This window comes from Ponticaulis profundi, from assembly GCF_042659465.1.
Classification (GTDB): Bacteria; Pseudomonadota; Alphaproteobacteria; order Caulobacterales; family Hyphomonadaceae; genus Ponticaulis; species Ponticaulis profundi.
Map to the genome: position 1 here is coordinate 1 of NZ_JBHSSW010000017.1, position 17,731 is coordinate 17,731.

At 55.6% G+C, this 17,731-nt stretch carries 24 protein-coding genes; 12 read left to right on the forward strand and 12 right to left on the reverse strand.

The genetic code is table 11. The features are described from left to right. The first annotated feature begins 436 nt into the window (after positions 1–436). The gene (locus ACFQDM_RS12375; protein WP_377379484.1) at positions 437–646 is read left to right on the forward strand and encodes a SlyX family protein; all 210 of its coding nucleotides are present in this window, start codon (positions 437–439) and stop codon (positions 644–646) included. A gap of 13 nt (positions 647–659) precedes the next feature. On the opposite strand, the gene ACFQDM_RS12380 is transcribed toward ACFQDM_RS12375, so the two are convergent. Continuing rightward, positions 660–2,579 (reverse strand): acyltransferase family protein, encoded by a 1,920-nt coding sequence (locus tag ACFQDM_RS12380; protein WP_377379808.1) that lies wholly within the window; start codon positions 2,577–2,579, stop codon positions 660–662. Positions 2,580–2,744: 165 nt separating this feature from the next. Continuing rightward, on the reverse strand, positions 2,745–3,014 hold the full coding sequence (locus ACFQDM_RS12385; RefSeq protein ID WP_377379486.1) for a DksA/TraR family C4-type zinc finger protein: 270 nt from the start codon (positions 3,012–3,014) through the stop codon (positions 2,745–2,747). Positions 3,015–3,131: 117 nt separating this feature from the next. On the opposite strand from ACFQDM_RS12385, the gene ACFQDM_RS12390 reads away from it, so the two are divergent. Next, entirely contained in the window at positions 3,132–3,461 is a 330-nt protein-coding gene (locus ACFQDM_RS12390) for a hypothetical protein (protein ID WP_377379488.1), read from the forward strand. 73 nt (positions 3,462–3,534) lie between these two features. After that, complete coding sequence (locus tag ACFQDM_RS12395; RefSeq protein ID WP_377379490.1) at positions 3,535–4,017, forward strand: DUF411 domain-containing protein; 483 nt, start codon at positions 3,535–3,537, stop codon at positions 4,015–4,017. 12 nt (positions 4,018–4,029) lie between these two features. Here the strand turns inward: ACFQDM_RS12395 and ACFQDM_RS12400 are convergent, their stop codons facing one another. Further along, positions 4,030–4,656: a hypothetical protein gene (locus ACFQDM_RS12400; protein WP_377379492.1), complete on the reverse strand. Its 627-nt coding sequence runs from the start codon at positions 4,654–4,656 to the stop codon at positions 4,030–4,032. Between the two features lie 205 nt (positions 4,657–4,861). Between ACFQDM_RS12400 and ACFQDM_RS12405 the strand changes: the two genes are divergently transcribed. After that, on the forward strand, positions 4,862–5,629 hold the full coding sequence (locus ACFQDM_RS12405; protein WP_377379494.1) for a hypothetical protein: 768 nt from the start codon (positions 4,862–4,864) through the stop codon (positions 5,627–5,629). Between the two features lie 59 nt (positions 5,630–5,688). Here ACFQDM_RS12405 and ACFQDM_RS12410 read toward each other — a convergent pair whose 3' ends face one another. The 3 genes from ACFQDM_RS12410 to htpX all read right to left on the reverse strand — a co-directional run bounded on the left by ACFQDM_RS12410 (position 5,689) and on the right by htpX (position 7,682). Then, positions 5,689–6,063 carry a DUF4168 domain-containing protein gene (locus tag ACFQDM_RS12410; protein ID WP_377379496.1) on the reverse strand — a complete coding sequence of 125 codons (375 nt, stop codon included), beginning with the start codon at positions 6,061–6,063 and terminating at the stop codon, positions 5,689–5,691. A 204-nt stretch (positions 6,064–6,267) separates the two neighbouring features. After that, on the reverse strand, positions 6,268–6,636 hold the full coding sequence (locus ACFQDM_RS12415) for a YkgJ family cysteine cluster protein (RefSeq protein ID WP_377379498.1): 369 nt from the start codon (positions 6,634–6,636) through the stop codon (positions 6,268–6,270). 113 nt (positions 6,637–6,749) lie between these two features. Next, positions 6,750–7,682 (reverse strand): zinc metalloprotease HtpX, encoded by a 933-nt coding sequence (gene htpX, locus ACFQDM_RS12420; RefSeq protein WP_377379810.1) that lies wholly within the window; start codon positions 7,680–7,682, stop codon positions 6,750–6,752. Positions 7,683–7,955: 273 nt separating this feature from the next. Between htpX and ACFQDM_RS12425 the strand changes: the two genes are divergently transcribed. After that, entirely contained in the window at positions 7,956–8,252 is a 297-nt protein-coding gene (locus tag ACFQDM_RS12425) for an acyl carrier protein (RefSeq protein WP_377379500.1), read from the forward strand. Positions 8,253–8,281: 29 nt separating this feature from the next. Here ACFQDM_RS12425 and ACFQDM_RS12430 read toward each other — a convergent pair whose 3' ends face one another. Next, on the reverse strand, positions 8,282–9,241 hold the full coding sequence (locus ACFQDM_RS12430) for an AEC family transporter (RefSeq protein ID WP_377379502.1): 960 nt from the start codon (positions 9,239–9,241) through the stop codon (positions 8,282–8,284). A gap of 217 nt (positions 9,242–9,458) precedes the next feature. Beyond that, positions 9,459–10,013 carry a hypothetical protein gene (locus ACFQDM_RS12435; protein ID WP_377379504.1) on the reverse strand — a complete coding sequence of 185 codons (555 nt, stop codon included), beginning with the start codon at positions 10,011–10,013 and terminating at the stop codon, positions 9,459–9,461. 86 nt (positions 10,014–10,099) lie between these two features. Here ACFQDM_RS12435 and ACFQDM_RS12440 point away from each other — a divergent pair, with 86 nt between their 5' ends. Beyond that, complete coding sequence (locus tag ACFQDM_RS12440) at positions 10,100–10,879, forward strand: hypothetical protein (RefSeq protein ID WP_377379506.1); 780 nt, start codon at positions 10,100–10,102, stop codon at positions 10,877–10,879. A gap of 47 nt (positions 10,880–10,926) precedes the next feature. Beyond that, positions 10,927–11,373, forward strand: a complete 447-nt coding sequence (locus ACFQDM_RS12445; RefSeq protein WP_377379508.1) for a YaiI/YqxD family protein — start codon at positions 10,927–10,929, stop codon at positions 11,371–11,373. A 4-nt stretch (positions 11,374–11,377) separates the two neighbouring features. Here the strand turns inward: ACFQDM_RS12445 and ACFQDM_RS12450 are convergent, their stop codons facing one another. Beyond that, positions 11,378–12,208, reverse strand: coding sequence for a flagellin (locus ACFQDM_RS12450; RefSeq protein WP_377379510.1), 831 nt, complete (start codon positions 12,206–12,208; stop codon positions 11,378–11,380). A 187-nt stretch (positions 12,209–12,395) separates the two neighbouring features. Further along, a complete protein-coding gene (locus ACFQDM_RS12455) occupies positions 12,396–13,073 on the reverse strand; it encodes a nitroreductase (protein ID WP_377379512.1) in 678 nt (225 codons plus the stop codon). A 177-nt stretch (positions 13,074–13,250) separates the two neighbouring features. On the opposite strand from ACFQDM_RS12455, the gene ACFQDM_RS12460 reads away from it, so the two are divergent. The 3 genes from ACFQDM_RS12460 (at position 13,251) to ACFQDM_RS12470 (ending at position 15,214) form a co-directional block, all read left to right on the forward strand. Then, positions 13,251–13,787 (forward strand): hypothetical protein, encoded by a 537-nt coding sequence (locus ACFQDM_RS12460; protein WP_377379514.1) that lies wholly within the window; start codon positions 13,251–13,253, stop codon positions 13,785–13,787. A gap of 4 nt (positions 13,788–13,791) precedes the next feature. Then, on the forward strand, positions 13,792–14,745 hold the full coding sequence (locus tag ACFQDM_RS12465; RefSeq protein ID WP_377379516.1) for an NAD(P)/FAD-dependent oxidoreductase: 954 nt from the start codon (positions 13,792–13,794) through the stop codon (positions 14,743–14,745). A gap of 88 nt (positions 14,746–14,833) precedes the next feature. Next, a complete protein-coding gene (locus ACFQDM_RS12470; protein ID WP_377379518.1) occupies positions 14,834–15,214 on the forward strand; it encodes an RcnB family protein in 381 nt (126 codons plus the stop codon). Between the two features lie 137 nt (positions 15,215–15,351). Here ACFQDM_RS12470 and ACFQDM_RS12475 read toward each other — a convergent pair whose 3' ends face one another. After that, positions 15,352–15,681, reverse strand: coding sequence for a hypothetical protein (locus ACFQDM_RS12475; RefSeq protein WP_377379520.1), 330 nt, complete (start codon positions 15,679–15,681; stop codon positions 15,352–15,354). Between the two features lie 362 nt (positions 15,682–16,043). Next, positions 16,044–16,496 (reverse strand): DUF1573 domain-containing protein, encoded by a 453-nt coding sequence (locus tag ACFQDM_RS12480; protein ID WP_377379522.1) that lies wholly within the window; start codon positions 16,494–16,496, stop codon positions 16,044–16,046. A 155-nt stretch (positions 16,497–16,651) separates the two neighbouring features. On the opposite strand from ACFQDM_RS12480, the gene ACFQDM_RS12485 reads away from it, so the two are divergent. Together ACFQDM_RS12485 and ACFQDM_RS12490 are read left to right on the forward strand one after the other, a co-directional pair. Beyond that, positions 16,652–17,089: a hypothetical protein gene (locus ACFQDM_RS12485; RefSeq protein ID WP_377379524.1), complete on the forward strand. Its 438-nt coding sequence runs from the start codon at positions 16,652–16,654 to the stop codon at positions 17,087–17,089. A gap of 50 nt (positions 17,090–17,139) precedes the next feature. After that, positions 17,140–17,730 carry a thymidine kinase gene (locus ACFQDM_RS12490; RefSeq protein ID WP_377379526.1) on the forward strand — a complete coding sequence of 197 codons (591 nt, stop codon included), beginning with the start codon at positions 17,140–17,142 and terminating at the stop codon, positions 17,728–17,730. Position 17,731 lies beyond the last annotated feature (1 nt).

The window sequence follows — 17,731 nt, forward strand, 5'->3', positions numbered from 1 at the left end:
GGGCCCTGGCCCACCGGGATGGGGGTTGGTGGGCCAGGGCCCACCCGACTGGGCGCACAATCCCTGGCCGCCGCCGATACCTTCGGTCGGTAACCTTCTTCTCACGGCCTGAGCGCCCCAATCTTCTCCAGATCTACACACCCCCATTTGCGCGGCAGAGACCCCTCTGCGGCGATAATTGTGTTGGGGTTTTTGTGTTTTTTATTCTGCTCGCCTTTGCGATTCGCCTACCGCTCACCCCGGCTGCGCCCGACCTTTGGTCGTTGGGTGCGCCACACAACAGCCCTGAGCGGGTTCTATGTGAACCGAAGGTTCACGAGAACAAACAAAAATGACCGCGTAGGCGCAGCGCGACCGAACCGCAGGTGAGGACCAGGCGCGAGCAAAGCAAAACCAGACATTGCGTCCGTTCGTCGGCAGGCGTATTTCCCTCATCATGACCGATACATCTCGCATTGACGAACTTGAAATCCGCATGGCCCATCAGGAACAGACCATTGAGGATCTGAACGGTGCCATTACGGCGCAGTGGAAGATCATTGACCGGCTGGAACGTCAGGTGTCGCGGCTGATCGATCGCCTTGCCGAGGCAGAGGGCGCGATGGGCGAAGCCCCGCCTGCCCATCAGCCCCCGCCGCATTATTAGGTCTGGTTCGGGGCTACTCGGTTTCGCTGATTTCCTCTTCCAGCATGCCGTTCGCGCGCATGTTTTTCAGCATGAAAATGGCGCCGTCTTTCGTGAAGTGGCCATAGTCATGCTGCATCGGACTGTTTTCCGGCGTGACATAGGTGCAGCCGGTTCGCTCGCACATGAGGTCGAAAGGTGAGTAGTATTCACCGCCTGCCGCTGCGGTCTGTTCTGCGAGGATCTCATTGACGCGGGCAGAGCTGTTGCGGGCTTCTGTGGTTAGGATGATGCTCTCCCGGCCGCCTGCTTCAGCAGATTTGACGAGCAGAAGCGGCAGCTTGTCTTCATAAAGAGGCCCGCGTCCAAGGATGATGACCTTGTCGACGTATTGCTTCAGATACTCGACGGTTACCCCGACGCGTTCTGCAGATTCTTCATTCCAGCGAGCCGACAGGATCGCGATATCGAAGTTTCCATCCGGGATGCGTGTATCGAACAGGTCTTCATTGAACTGAACGCAATCGTCGCGTCCACGGATCGGCAGAACGGGAATGCAGCCGGAAGCGACCATGTGTGAGAACTGGATTTCCGGGAACACAGCTTCCAGTCCGCGCTCCCAATGCTGCGCGAAGCTGTCACCGAACACGATGGCGCGTGGTCGTCCATCCGAAGCCTTGAGGCAGTCTTCATAATTGAAGTCGGCGAGGACCGATGAGCTTCGTTGATAGCATTTGTTCGTGCCGCCGCGTTGTGAGCTGCTGGTGATGAAAGAGAGATAGTGTTCCGCATCGACTGAGATTTCTTTGCCGAAGCCGTTTGATTTTGTCAGCGCAAATCCGGCGCCGCTGCAGATCGCCATCGCGCCAACGGATATGGCAACGACTTTCAGATTGCTTCTACTGTCAGATGCGGTCGCTTTGGCCTGTCGTGCGCGCCGGAAGGGTTGTTCGATGATGAAATAGGAAATCGCTGACAGTGCGATTGAGGCGACAAGAATGACTGCCGACTCAAGATGATCAGGCGGCGCGCCGAAATTATAGCTTCGAAAGAAAACAATGACCGGCCAGTGGATCAGGTAAAGCGAATAGGACCATTTCCCGATCCAGACGAGTGGCGATAATGACAAGGCTCGGCCGACCAGCGACTGATCAGACTTTGCCCAGAGGAGAAGCGCCGTGCCGGCGCAGGGTACCATCGCGACCCAGCCCGGAAATGCCATGGCGCTCGTCAGGAAAAGAAAACTGAGACCGATCAGGGCAAGGCCGACAAGGTCCATGATCAGGGCTTTCACGCGTCCCATTGCAGGTGCGAAACCGACCAGCGCACCGAGCGCCAGTTCCCAGACGCGGGTCGGAAGCATGTAGAATGCGGCTGCGCTGTTCTGGGGTGTGAGATAAATGCTGAATCCGTAGCTGAGCAGGGCACCAATCGCGAGTACGATCAGGCTGGTGCTCAGGAATTTTCGCGGTGCAAATTTTGAAATCCCGAAAAGGAGAAGTGGCCAGAACAGATAAAACTGTTCTTCAACGGCCAGGGACCAAGTGTGCAACATGGGCTGAGTGTGAGCCGCTGGCGCAAAATAGTCTGAGTGCTGCAAAAAATAGAAGTTCGATAGCCCGAAGGCCGCAAACATGGACTGATCGCCAAGTCGAACAAGGTCATTCGGCGTGTAAATGAAATACCCCGCGACCAAGCCTGCGATCAGCGTAACCAGCAGGGCGGGAAGAATACGCCGGAAGCGCCGACTGTAAAAACCGACGAGGGAAAACGATTGCGTCTGAATATGCTTGACGAGAATTTTCGTGATCAGGAAGCCCGAGATCACAAAGAAAATATCGACGCCGACAAAACCTCCGGGGAGATAGTTTGCATTCAGATGATAAAGAAAAACAGATAAGACGGCGACGGATCTCAGGCCATCAATGTCACGCCGGTAGGTAATCGCGTTCATCAAATGAGTCTCAAAAAATTAAAAACCAGGGCAGCAAAAGACACACGCAGTAGATGTAAAGGTGCGCAGGCTGTTAACGCATGACCACTTTTGGTTTTCAAGCGTCGAGGTTCATAATCTTGAGAAACAGCAGATCAAATGACAAAGGTTGAGCGCTCTTTTTGCCTACTTCATCTGGCTGCCTTTGGAGCCGCGCCGGTTGATGCCGCCGCGGTCCATATCCGCGCCATCGCGGCCTTCCTGACAGGCGACGCAGAGTTTCACGCCGGGGACGAGCTCACGTCGCCGTTCCGGGATTTCTTCTTCGCATTCAATGCAGTATTTCGCACTCTCGCCGGTTGGGCCGCGGCGTGCTTTCAGCCGTGCCAGCTCATCGGCAATGCTAGCTTCGATTTGTTCACTTACCGCGCCATCGCGCGTCCAGCCACCAGCCATTGCTGTCGGCTCCTTTCAGATTTTGTCATTCGGGTTCAGCAAGAGACATAGAAAGCCATTGCGTGGATTTCAAACAGAGCGCGCGAAAGTCGCGCCTGAAGGATTGACGGATCGGCGATGAGCGCGTGCTATCTGATCATGTCAAAACTGCCTCTGATCTGTTCTGTGTTGATGGTCACCTCCCTGCTTGCGGCCTGTGAGGATCCGGGCATGCGGGTCGGCGGCCCATGTCGCTATGAAGAGAGCCTGGTCGAGGGGATTGTGGCGCGTCATGAAGGGGCTGGATTCGTTCTGCAAACGGCCGATGGCGAGCTCTTTGTCGCGGATGGCAATTTATACAACGTGCCAGAGGTCGGTGATAAGGTGACGCTTCGCCGTCAATTGATCGTCAGTGGCACCTGCACGCCGGAGATTTTCTCGGTCGTTGAGCCGGATGTGGCTGAGTAAACATCTGGACGGCGCGTCGGCGCGCTATTAGCGTTGCGCACGTCAAACAGGTTCAGAAAAACAAAGGTCTGTCATGTCTGTTTCATTCCTGCGCCGCGTCATCCTTGCGCCTTTTCTGGCAGCTCTGATCGCAGCTTCCAGCCCGCTTGCAGCTCTGGCGCAGACCGTCACCGTGCACAAAACGCCCTGGTGCGGCTGCTGTACGAAATGGGTCGATCATCTCCGTGATCATGGCTTTGACGTGATTGTGCGCGAGAAAGAAGACCTCGCGCCTGTTCGTGCCGAGCTGGGCGTTCCGGACGACTTGATGAGCTGTCATACCGGAGAGGTGGATGGCTATGCGCTGGAAGGACATGTTCCTGCCGATCAGGTGAAGCGATTGCTGGCGGAACGACCTGAGGCGCTGGGGCTTTCCGTACCGGGCATGCCCATGGGCTCGCCGGGGATGGAAACTCCTTATCCTCCGGATACCTATGATGTGGTCGTCTTCACCACCGATGGGGCTGAAACCTATGCCACCTATACAGGCGGCAATATGGTCAGTCTCGCAGACTAAGGTCGCTACCCGTCAGGCTGGCGCACAGGCAAAACCGCTTGTATGGCCCGCCGTCTTTGTGGTGCCGCGCAGAAGGTATCCTTCCTCCATTTCCTCGTCGGGTATGACATCAAAGGCCAGTTCGATCGGGCCTGGATCATTGATCTCCAGACCTTCCGGCAGATTGTCCGGTGGGTGAATGGCGCTGGCGCTCGAGATGACATTGAGCTCGCTGTCCGTCGCGTCGGTCATGACGCTGACCTTGTATTCGATGACGAGATTGATGACGTCATCGCCAACGGGAATTGGGGTGGTTTCCAGCAGAATGGCGCCTTCAGAGTCGGGATTTGCGATCAGATGGGAGGGAACAATGTCTTCATCCGCATCGTCGAGCCCATAGGTGAGGCAGTTCCAGCCCTCTTCGGAAAAGAGCGCTTCTGAGCGAAACTCTGCTTCCGTCGTGAAGAAATCGAATGCCGCGCCGAGGCCGATGATGTCATCAAGGCTGTCATCATCGGCAAACGGGTTTTCGAAGACATCGCTTTCGGCGAGCGGGTTTTCATAGTCTGCGAAAGGCTCAGCCTGTTGGGCCACAGCGGCTGGCAGTGCTGAAAGCAGCAGGCATGCGCCGGTGACAGCAAGTGTCCTGATCGTGAGCATTGTTTGTCCCCCATAATCCCCGGCCCCATAATCCTCGGCCAAGATTAGCATATTTCAAAAGTAAAGGGAGATGCCGCGAACGTCATCCCCGATTTGGGGGAAGGGCGGGCTGTGTGCTTGGGGCGTTTGTTGACAGAAAAGCGAAAACCAATTCTGGTTTTCAAAAAAGTATGCTGGCGCTGCCATTCACCCGGGGAGGTAGGTTTTGCTCAAGACGGTCATCAGTGTGTTGCTGGCAATGGCAATGCTCGCCATTGCGATTGTCATCTGGGCCTATATATCCCGATTTGGCATGACGCTGTCGTTAAGCCATCAGGAATGGTCTGAGTTTGGGGACTTTTTCGGCGGTACGATCGGAACAGTTCTGGCTTTTGTGTCTCTGCTGGCGCTGCTGGTGACGATCTATCTGCAGAATCTAGAATTGCGTGCCACGCGTGATGAACTGGCCGAAACCCGGCTGATACATGAGCAGCAGGCAGACAGCCTGAATGAACAGGTCGAAATCGCAAAGAATGAAGCGAAGGCCAATCTGACCTTTTCCATGCTGGAACGCTGGGCATCTGCAACGACGCGGGAATTGCGATCTGAAGCCTGGGATGAGCTGGAAGCGTCATACGGATTTGACGATACGCCGATTTCTCTGGCCGATCTTGGTGCCCGGAACCCGAAAGCGCTGACTGGATTGCTTGAGGTTTGTCAGTTCATCTCTGACCTCAACAAGATGATTCATCTCAAGCGGGTCGATGAAACGCTCGTCTTCACCATGTTCTTCAATTCCCTTTATCCCTGGTTTGAGTTCATACCGAGAATTGAGGTGTCAAAGCGCGCGGCATCGTCCAGGGCGCTGTCATATTCAAGCCGGGTGGAAGACTGGTACGAAACCTGGGTGTTCTCCTTGCAGCCATGGTTCGAACGTCTGGCTGCTGAACAGGGAGGTGAGGTGCGGTCGCCTTCAGATCACGGTCAGACATGAAAGCAGCTCCGCACAAGGCGGAGCTGCCTGGATGGAGGGCGATTTGGGATTCGGGGGAATTAGCCTTCCATCTCAGCCTGAAGCTTCTGGGCAAGGGCTGGATCAGCCTGCGCCAGACGGATGATCTCTGTATAGCGTTCCGGCGTCATGCCTTCATCCTGGATGGCCGAGACCATTTTTTTCTCGGTTTTCATCTGGATTTCGGCCTGTTTCTCTTTGGTATCGACACCCTGGAGTTCGCCTTGCATTTCGACCGCGATGACATTCACCTTGTCATTGGCTGCGACGAATTTCGTGATCTCTGCATCGGTCACCGGAGCGATCTGAGGCTGCATTTGTTCGGTCGGCGCCGTTTGTTGCGCGACAGCGGGGACGGTTGCGAGCGCAGCGACGGCGGAAACGGACGCGATGGCTTTAAGCATAAGGTTTTTCATAATATTCCTCTGTGTTTGCCAATAATTACTTTGTTAGACAAACATAAGGGTGGGGGTCATCTCAACCGATTCAAATTAAACCTGATACATGTGTCTCGTTTGTAATAAATGCATGAAGTATCATCATCGAATAATTTGTTTTATTCGCTGATTAATTTATCTAATACGAAATTAGCGTGATTTGATACTTTGTGTGAGCCGCACTTAGACCGCTGCGGTCGGTTGAATATCAGCTCCGGTCTGCAGGTCAGCCAAGGTCGCTCTGGCAAGAAAGGCTTCACCAAGAATGCCATTGGCGCGGCGCGCCTTGATGCATTCGAAACTGCCGGCCCGAAACGCGCGGCAGGCTTCTGGTCGGTCTTCGTAAACGCCGCATACGGCCTTTCCGGCACCAAGTTGCAAATGCGCGCAATGTCCGCAGTCAAACCGGACATAGGTGGCGTCATTTTCAGTGAAGAGGCTTTCGGCCGGGAGCGTGCGGTTGGCGTCCCAGTTGAGAAGCGACAGATATCGCGGGTTGCGGCTGAAGCAGCAAGCGCCGCAGGTCACGCAGTCAAACGAGGTGTTTGTCATGTCCAGAGAAGAGGCTCCGCCGCTCGGATACAAACGCATGTATCGGTCAGCGGCGGCGCTCAATAATGCGAGAATTCAGTTCTCGCAAGCAGAATTAAATGTCTGCGATCTGCCTAGCCCCAGGGGCCTTTCCGGCGTGACTGACGCGCAGCGGCCCAGGGCGAAACAACGGTTTCCGGTTCGGTGGCCATTGGGGTGGCTGACGTGCTGCCCTTGAGTGCCATCAGAGCCTCAATCCGGTTTTGCGTCGCCGGGTGGGTGGAGAACAGATTGTCTCCGCGTTGTCCGGCGAGCGGATTGACGATGAACATGTGTGCCATCGCCTGGTTCTCTTCGGTGTGCTGGTCGGGCATCAGCTCAGCCTGTCCGGAGATTTTGGCCAGCGCGCGTGCCAGTGGCTCCGGATCACCAAGGATCTCAGCGCCTGTCTTGTCTGCCTCGTATTCGCGGGCCCGGCTAATGGCCATCTGAACGACACTGGCCGCGATGGGGGCAAGAATGGCGATCAGAATGCCGACAATGAGCCCGCCGCGTTCGCGTCCGCCAAAGAAGAGCGCAAAGTTTGCGAGCAGGCCAATGGCACCGGCAATCGTTGCGGTCACCGTCATGGTCAGCGTGTCACGGTTCTTGATGTGGGCCAGCTCATGCGCCATCACGCCGGCAATCTCGTCGCGATTGAGCATATTCAGGAGGCCGGTCGTGGCGACAACCGCCGCATTGTCCGGGTTCCGGCCGGTCGCAAACGCGTTGGGCTGGTCCATTTCGACAATGTAGATTTTTGGTTCAGGCAATCCGGCACGCTGAGCAAGCGCGCGCGTATCCTGAAGATAGGCCGAGACTTTGGGATTGTTCTGAAAATCAGCCGCCGGTTTGGCGCGATAGCTTTTCAGAACAATGCTGTCAGAGTTCCAATAGCTGAAAACATTCAGGCCAACGGCAATCACAAACGCAATCGCCATGCCTGGTATGCCGCCGACCAGATAGCCAATCGCTCCGAAAAGCGCCGTCATGGCGGCGAGCAGCATGAAGGTCTTGGTATGGTTCAACAATGGCATTGGGGGTCTGTGCTCCTTTCAGCTGATCCCGCGAAAACACTTCAGAGCATGTAGGAACTTATTGAATAACGAAAAGAGGTGTTGCTGCGGATCTCAGGCAACGAACGCATCATCGGGCGCGTTAGCTGAGCTGGGAAGAATTTCCCGCTCATTGCATGTGCAGAAGAATGAAATGTTTTGTTATTTGCGTTTCACTGGGTGTTAATGCCTGTTTGTGCATGATTTTTTGAGTTGGGATGAATAGATCACGCAAAGGATCGAAACATGCAGTCCGTATTCAGAGTATCCGCATTCCTGGCGATCTGTGCAGTACTATCTCCATCGGTCACCGCTGATCCGATCGACAATGAAGTGATGGGCGTTATCGCGCAGGAGCTCAATCTGCCATCTGAATCCATCCTGCCTCTGGACGATCTGAAAGCAGATCTCGGTGCCGATGAGCTCGATCTCGTCGAAATTCATCAGGAACTGGAAGAGGTTTTCGGCATTTCCATTTCCAAACAGGAGTTCGAAAGCTGCGAAACGGTCGGTGATCTGGTCCACGTCATCACGGACATGTAGGGCTCGACCTGCTGATATTCTCGGGTTCTTCAGCCCGGAGAGATGCCAATCCAGCTGAGATAGGCCGAAATCGTCGCAATCGATAAAATGGTCGTCACAAGCACGGTCTGCCCGGTCAGCCTGGCTTCGCGTCCATAGAATTCTGCGAGCATGAAAGAGCCGGTCCCGGTCGGGAGCGCTGCGATCAGCACGGCGGCGTGCACAGCAAATTCAGGCAGGCCCAGCAGGGGGGCGGCAATCAACCAGGTGATCAGAGGCTGCCCGATCAGTTTCAGGCCTGACAAGGTCGCCATGACAGGCCATTGCTGTGCTGGTTTCTGACCGCCTGCCTCTGTCGTTCCGGCCAGAAACAGCCCGAGCGCGATCAGGGCACATGGAGACGCCGCACTGCCGAGGAAGTCCAGATAGACTTCAATCGGTGTTGGCAGGGTCCAGCCTGTGATCAGAACGATGGCGCCGGCAAAAGGTGCAATCAGCAAAGGATTGGTGAGGAGCGCGCGTGCGGTCTTGCGGGCGACATCCATTGGACCGGCACCTTCCTGAGTGCTGCTTTCAATCAGCACGATGGCGACGGCGAATATGGCGCAAACGGTAATGATGGTCGCGATCAGTGTCGGCGGCAAACCGGCCTCGCCAAACGCGGCAAGCATGAGCGGAAAGCCCATATAGCCGGTATTGGCGTAACTGGCGTTCAGGCCATCAATGGCGGCATCGGCAAGCCGGGCGCTCTGAACCAGACGGAGCGTCAGCGTGGCGAGATAGATGATCAGGCATCCGCCACCGAAGGCAAGAATAAAGCCGGGCTGCCATAGTTCATCGAAACTGGCATTGGCAACAATGTCGAACAGCAGGGCGGGGAGGGCGAGATAGACAACGAAACGGTTCAACTCCCGAGTAGCCTGTGGGCCTAACGCCCCCAGGCGCCTGGCAAGCCAGCCGGTGAAGATCAGTGCAAATATTGGAAGAACAATTGAGAGCGTTGCGAGCATAACTCAGTCCGAAACAGGTTTAGCTGCGCTTGTAAGGGATGAACTGAAATATATCCAATCAATGGCGGTATTTATTGTGCGCATTTGCATGAAATTGCCTGAGGCGAGCGCTCCGAAAATTAAACTTTTCGCGTTAGCGTGTTCAGACAGGGGGAAGACCGAAACAGATCCTGTGTGCTCACGCCCTGACTGCTGAGGTGGTCGGGGCGGGCACGTTTCACCGTGACATGCGAAACCCGAGGCTTGCCGCCAACCAGATGGTGGTGAAAACAGCCGTTGCGGCGAAGGTATCCCAGGGCCAGAGCGCGCCACCATCTCCGAGATTGAGGGCAATCGCCGTGGTCCCGATCCCTGTCTGAATGACGGCCATGATCAACAGTGTTGCGGACATTCCGCCCGCGCGGAAGCGGCTTGCAACCATGCCGACCAGACCGATCAGAAGCACAATACCAAACAACAGGTTTGCAGGGTTCCCGGCACTGCCAATCACACCAATCGCGCCATTGATCCATATCAGCAGAAGACTGCCAGCCAGGGTCAGAAGAAAGGCGGCTCGATAGAGCGGGTGCCGGTTTAACCGTATGGCCAGCCAGATACCCAGGACAAGTGTGCCGATCAGAGCGGCGGCAAAGGCGAAATCTGCTGTGGACCAGTTCATGGGATGGCTCTTCTTCTCGGCTGGCTGTGCGCCGATGGTGACGATATTTGCGCTCTGAAGAAAGCAATCAATTCCGGCTTTGCCTGTTCTGAGAGGACACTCGCCTTGTGACATTTCAGACATTGCGAATTCGTCTGAGCCATATCGGCTCGTTTCTGCGCCTTCCTTGTCAGGACACTTTCGTCTGAGAGGAGAGGGACATGAAGAAATCTTATCTAAGCGCAATCGCGCTATTGAGCAGCGTTTCGCTGGCGCCAGGCGCTCTGGCGGATGATGGCTGGTATGGTGCGTTCGGTGCGGGTGTCGGTCATCAGGAGCTCGATAGCGACGAGGACTCAATCGGCGTCGATACGTATTTTGGCGAGGCCGTGATCATCGCGCCGATCAGCGGAAATCTGGCGTTTCAGCTGGATGCAAATTATTCCAGCGTCTCTGACGACGATTTTACAGGAGATGTCTGGACGGCGAGTGGGCATCTGATCTGGCGCGGCGATGGCTATGCTGCCGGTGGTTATGTGGGTTTGATCGAGGCGGACGAGGTTTCAAGCTGGGTCGCGGGCGGTGAATATGCGGCGTTCTTTGGTCCTGCAACATTTGCGCTCGGCGCTGGCTATGGCCAGATCGACGTTGAGGAAGAGACCGCAGACCTTTATGGCGTCACAGGTGAAGTGCGATATTTCACGTATGAGAATTTGCGCTTCGATGGCCGACTTGGCTGGCAGCAAGCGTCTGAGGGCGGGCTGGATGAGACCATCCTGACCTATGGTGTTGGCGGCGAGTGGAAGCCGACAACAGGGCCGGTGAGCGTGTTCGCCAGCTATGATCGTCTGGATCTGCAGGACTTTGATGCAAGCGTGGACACTTACAGCATTGGTCTTCGGGTGCTCTTCGGGCCGGGTGACACACTCATGCTGCGAGACCGGGAAGGCACGACGTTCCGCCCATTCGGCGGGTTTGAGTCGATTGCGGGTAGTCTGTAGCGGCGTTTTTCATTCCCATGTTGCCCGCTCATGCTAAGAGCGGGCGCATGATCATTTATGTTGATGCTGATGCCTGTCCTGTAAAGGACGAGGTTTACAAGGTTGCCGAGCGCCATGGCGCGCAGGTGTTTGTCGTTTCGAACAGCTTCCTGCAGGTACCGCGCCTGCCTTTCATCCGTCAGCAGGTTGTTGAGGCAGGGCCGGATGAAGCTGACAACTGGATTGCCGAACGGGCCGATCCGCAATCAGTTGTGATCACGGCCGATATTCTGCTGGCGGAACGGTGTCTCGAAAACGATGCAAAAGTGCTGCAGCCAAATGGCAAGGCCTACACCGCGGCGAATATTGCATCTGCCATTGCGACCCGTGCTCTGATGGAGCAATTGCGGTCGACCGGAGAACAGGTTGGCGGTTCACGGCCCTTCAATGCGCGTGATCGGTCTGCCTTTCTGCAGGCCTTGCATGAAGTGTGCACACGGCTGAAAAAAGCCTGATCGCTTACTGACCGAACAGGCGGGCCGCGAAGGTCGGAATCTGGTTTGCGATGTTCAGAGCCTGTACGCGCAATTGCTGCTTGGTCTGAGCCGCCTGAAGGCGGGCGGCCTCTTTGCCGAGGTCAGCATCGACCAGATTGCCCAGATTTTTGGCCAGAACGTCAGAGGTGTTGACCGCCAGTGTGCGGGTTGTCTCCATTGTTCGGATGCGACCACCAAAATGGTTCGTGATCAGGTTCTGGGCATCAAGCGTATCCTTGATGCGTTCCAGCGCTTCTCTCGCGGCTTCGAGCGGATCGATCACGGTCGTGGCTGTGACCGAACTGTCCGAGCCGCCAACGCGTAGGTCAAACCCCTGCATGGAGACGGAATGGCCGCCATTCACATCGGTCACCGGATAGATGCCAGTCGCTGAGCCATCAATCAGGTTGATACCGTTGAATTGCGCATTGCGAACCACGGTGTCGATCTGGTTGCGCAGCACCGTAAAGTCCTCATTGAGGATGGAGCGGCCGCGCGAATCCATGGCTGGGTCTGCCGCTTCCAGTGCTTTCTCTTTCATCTCAAGGAGCAAGTCATTCAGAGCTTCGGTTGCGCTCAGGGCCACTTCACCGGTGGAGATTGCTGTATCGAGTGAGTCTGTCACGGCGCCCCAGCCGGAAATATCCGACCGCAGGGTCTGTGCCATACCGTAAATCGCGCCATTATCCCTGGCGCCATTGATCTTGCGGCCTGTGTTCATGCGCGCCTGAATGTCCTCAAGCTCTGGTTTGGAGCTGTTGAGCTGACGTAGCGCATGCATCGCCGAACGGTTCGTGATGACGCTGATGGACATGAGTCTCACCTGCACCTTTCTGGTCTTTTCGTCGCCTTCTGGCGTTTCTGATGAGCCCTGCTGGGCATTTATCGCGTCAGAATAGCGAAAGACTTTGAAAGCAAAATTTCTGGTGCAGGTGAAATATTGAATTCTGGATCAGCAAGCTGTTAGGGTTAACTGCCGACAACCATAATGAGGTGCCGGGTTAGTCCTCAAACCCCAGGAACACGGCCGCGTCATCGACGCTTTTGCGGTTGGAGACGACGGCATTTGCCGGGAAGCTGTCATCGGGCCAGCCCATGGCGACACAGGTCTGGATCACCTGGTCATCCGGGATTTTAGCGTGTTCGCGAACAACCGGGCTCTGCATGATGCCTTGTGAGTTGATGACGCAGCCAAGTCCTTTCGACCAGGCGGTGTTCACGAGACAGTTCACGACGCCGCCGCAATCGAACGGCGCAATGTCGCTTCCCTGAATGGATTTGTCATATGTCACAACGATGGAAACCGGGGCATCAAACTGACGGAAGCCGCGCAACACCCAATCGGTGCGCTTTTCCTTGTCATGTCGCTCAATACCCATGGCACCAAAGAGCTGCTTGGCGATCTCGATCTGACGTTCGCGATGTTCGCCTTCATAGCCGGGGCCCATGCGAAACTCTCTAGAATCCGGCACGCCTGCGAGGTTGCGTTCGACATTGCCGGCACGGATTTTGTCGAGCACATCACCCGCAACCACATAGAAGTTCCAGGGCTGTGTGTTCAGCGAGGTCGGCGCGCGCATGGCGATTTCCAGAATTTCGCGGATGAGCGCTTTCGGTACCGGCTTCTTCTGATACCCGCGAATGCTGCGTCGTGTCCGGACAACTTCTTCGAAATCCATAAGCGTTTCCTCTGCTCGAATTCTGTTTTGCGCGATTGTGCATTCTTCCACTCCATTGCCTAGCCGTCTCGTAACGAGATGCAGTGAGCTTTGTCCGGCTTTTCTTAGGCACGGCGTGAACATGTGCAGAGGCGCGGGCCGCATTCGGGCTGCGATAGAAAGTGGAAGGGAAAAACTATGTTCAAACACAAACGACGGACACTTCTAGTGGGGGCTGCCCTGCTGTCGGCTGGCACGGCATATGCGCAGGTGGAGATGAAAGCCCAGGGCGCGGTTCAGGTGCAGCTTAAAAACGCTGAAAAACTGGAAGGCATGACCGGTGAAAAGCTGCGTGCAGCGCTTCTCGAGAACCTGAGCATCACAGCGAAGGGTGATGTTGGAGTTGCGCGTCTGTATGTTGCGCGCGTCGCAGATGGAGAAATTGCGGATCTGTTTGCGTCCGACAAATTCAAGGCGTTTCCGGGTGATAACTTCTTTCCCGGCGACAGTTTCTTCCCGGGCGATATGTATTTTCCAGGTGAAATGCTATTTCCAGGCGAGATGCAGTTTCCGGGAGAAATGCTCTACCCGGGCAAGGACCGCAAAGGCGCTCTGGTCGAAGGGGCGATGAAAGCGGCCAAGCTTGCTGAAGTGAAGTCAGGCTGGTTCATCATCGTCATTGGCGAAGGCGAGCGCGCGACAGCGAGCGGCGTGATGTTGCCAGCGAAGGGCTGAACCCATGCCGGTTGCACTTGTGATAGGTGCCGGAATTGCCGGGCTGGCGACAGCCTGGCAATTTGTGGAAGCGGGATGGCAGGTGCGGGTTTTTGACCGGGCCATTGAGGCAAACCTGGCTGCGCGGCCAGCGTTTGAGCATGCGCATCTGATCGCTGCAGATCACATTCATGCACTGGTCGGGCAATTCCCGTGCGGTGGGCAGACTGGGGTGGTTTGCGCTCGGGCCGTTTATCAGCGCTTGCTGGCGCAATGCCGGGCTGCATCCATCGCGTTCCATGATTCGACACGCTTGCAGCATATTGACTGGGACGCGCGCTCCATCTGTGTGCAGCGGGATGTTTCTGTTCAGGATTACGGGTTTGATCTGCTGATTGATGCGAGTGGATCACGGCGGGCAACGCTCCGGCATTTGCCGCATAGCGCAGAGCCTGACCTTGAGAGCCTGGAGTCGCCAGCATTCTATATGTCTCTGAATGTGCGCGCGGATGATTTTACAGGACAATCTGTCATCGCGGACACGCCGGATGCCCGATATTTTCTGTATGAACAGGGAGGCGGTATCCGGCTGACAATCGCGCAGACATGTTCTGGTGGGGATCAAGCCGATGCGGCAGCTTTGGTGAAGCGGGCCGCTTCCGCTTTGGGCCAGCCAGTTGCGTGTGATCTTCTGGCGGGGCCAATTGCAAGGTTTGCTTTCAGGGATGTGACCCGCCTCAGCCTTGGTACGCAAAGCGAGCTTCCCTGGCTCTCCATCGGTGACGCGCACATGCAGACGTCACCAATGAACGGCGATGGTGTTCGTCAGATCTTTGACCAGCTGGGCGCTTTGGCGTCGGCCCTTGAGGGCGGGGTGATATTTGGGCGGTTTCATGACGCCATCGCGCAGGCAACGCAGCCGCTCTGGGAAGGAAACCTGCTGAAGGCTGCTTTACAGCAATTCGAGATCGCGTCCTGACTGGTTTTCTTACTTGATTGTCATGTCGGGAACAGCATCCGGCTTAACGCGTTTTTCAAGCGTAGACGCAATCAGGAAAGGAAACACCATGAAACTGTTTACGAAAACAGCTGGTGCAGCCCTGCTTTCACTTGGCATGATTGGTGGCACCGGCGCTGTTGCATTTGCTGACCCGCCACACTGTCCGCCAGGCCATGAGAAAAAAGGCTGGTGCAGCAATGACCGCTATGACTATCGCGACGACCGCCGCGATGAGCGTGAAGCTTACCGCGATGGCTATGAGGCCGGAAAGCGCGACGCGATAAGATATGGTGATCGTTACTATGACGATTATCGCCGGATTGATGACTATCGCCGGTATGGGCTCGATGCCCCGCCACGCGGCTATTACTACGCTCAGGTCGATAATGACGAGGTCGTGCTCGTGGCTGCAGCGACGCAGCTGATCACGGAATTCCTGTCTCGCTAGAGCGGAACAAATAAATATGCTGCGATGCAGCATTATGCCGAATAGGCAAACAAAAAAATGGCGCGCTGGTCTGACCAGCGCGCCAATTCATTTGAGCGACCCCATTCATGACAGGGTGCTCTGGGAGGAAACTGGAATTAGTTCAGCATCTCTTTGTAAGCAGCAACGCCAGCACCTTGTTCCAGAGACGCGAGCAGGCGACCTGAAGTGTCCTGAGCGAGCGCGTCGTCATAAGTCTTAGAGACGCATTCTTTTTTCAGAGATGGTGTGTAGAAGCGGCTGATGCCGACATATTCGACTTGATCACAGACTTCTTGCGCAGCAGCGAGCAGTGCAGTGTGCGTTGCTTCAGCTTGTGCTTCAGCAGTTGCTTCAACCGGAATCTCAACCGTTACGGAGATTTCTTCGGCCATAACCGGGCCTGTAAGGAAAGCAGCGATTGCGAGTGCAGAAATGAACTTTTTCATCAGTAGAGTGTCCTGTGTCTGATCCTTGACTGAAACTCCCTGCGGGGGCTCCGATCTCTAAGTCGTCGGATTTAGACCTAAGTATCATGCTGCATTGGCGAATGCAATTGCTGCGACGCGATAAATATAGGTCACTATCTGGCACCAGCCATGCGATAATGCATGGCGCTATGCGGTAACGTAAGGGAATATAGAGATAAACGCGTTCTCAGGCGCGTTACTGCATGTCCGCGTGAACGATATGGAAAACGTTCATTGTTTTATATAGGGTTTCTCGCGGTGCGAATACGCAATGTCAGCAAAATTGACCGTAACTCCGCATCTGAAGACGGTTTTGAGGCCCATAATTATGCTGCAACTGCTCAGTCGGCGCTGGATTCGGCCGTTTCGTCGACATTTATGGACAGATAGAGCACGGACGGTGCGTTGAAAGCATCTGAGTCGACGCGAATCTTGATGAGCTGTGGTCCGGGCATGTTTTCCGTGTTCACTTTCACCTGAATGGCGCCGAACTCTCCGGCAGGCACGGGTTCTCGCGACGAACCCACCGAGACATTCGCGGTTTCGGCCCAGGCATTCTTTATCGTGAGCGGCCCGGTCCCATTGTTCAGAAACTCGAATGCGTGGGAAACGACGTCACCTTGTGTGACATCTCCCAGATCGTATCGCGCTGACTGAAAGCCCAGAACACCCACATCCTGAGGGGCTTCGATCTTCACGGGCTCATTTGGCGGGGTCACATCATCTGTGTTCGCGCTAACAGCCGGAGCGAGAATGAGCCAGCCAGAGACAAGCGCGAAAACCGGTTTTGACATGATGTGATTCCCCAAATGCGGTTCAGACCGAAACAACCCGCTGACGCAATGCAAGATTGGCTCCAGCTGCGCGGGCAATCAATGCGGCATGTGAAGGTGATGAGACGCTTTCGCTGAGGAAAACACGGAATGACCTTTGCACTTTTCAAAAGAAAATGAGAGGTTTTCGTATGAATGCGCGTCTGTCCCGATTGTTTGCGACCCAGATTGATACACTGGCCGACCGTGGAACGCTTCAGTTCGAAGCAGGCCAGGTCTGGGAAATCGATGAAGGTGAGTTTTCCGGGGTCCAGCTTCTGGTCGTGAAGACGGAAATGGATGAGGATCTCGGCCAAATCGTGCATGTCACGGTCCGCGGCCCTTTGCAGACGCTTGGCGGATCAGAGCTGGACGGTATTCCGCACCTGCCTTTCCTGCATTCAGCGCTTGATCAGAGCGATCTGACACTTGCTGGACATGTCGAGCGCGTTCCGGGTGACTGGAGGCCTATGTATGACGACTGGGTTCAGGACGCCGAAGAAGATGAAGCGGGCGTTTTCAGCCTGTCAGCAGGCCGAGTGCTTGGTGACATCATGGCGCGTCTACCAATCTGAGCCGACTCCTCTAATGTGGACAGCGTTGGAACGAATAAACGCTGTCGGGCATGTCAAAACTCTATTTTACCTATTCGGCGATGAATGCCGGGAAATCGGCCATTCTGCTTCAGGCCGCGCATAACTATCGTGAGCGTGGCATGGAGGTCATGCTGTGGACGTCGTCGCACCATGGCCAGGAGGGCGAACTGCGGGGCAAGATTGAGTCCCGTATCGGCCTGAGCGCTGATGCGCACCTGTTCGGGCCTGACACCGAGCTTTTTGAGGCGATCAACACCCAGAAAACAACAGGTGCGCTCGATGCGGTCTTTGTTGATGAGGCGCAATTCCTGACAAAAGCTCAGGTCTGGCAGCTGGCAAAAGTGGGAGACGCGCTTGGTCTTCCGGTGCTTTGCTATGGTTTGCGTACTGATTTTCAGGGAGAGCTGTTTGAAGGCGCTGCGCATTTGCTGGCGATTGCCGATGATCTGCGTGAAGCGCGAACCATCTGCCATTGCGGTCGCAAGGCCATTATGACAGCGCGTCTGGATGGCGAGGGGCACATTACCAATCAGGGTGATCAGGTGCGCGTTGAGAAATCCGAATATGTCTCGCTCTGTCGCAGCCATTGGCGCGAAAGCGTTCGCGCCATTCCGGAATAGG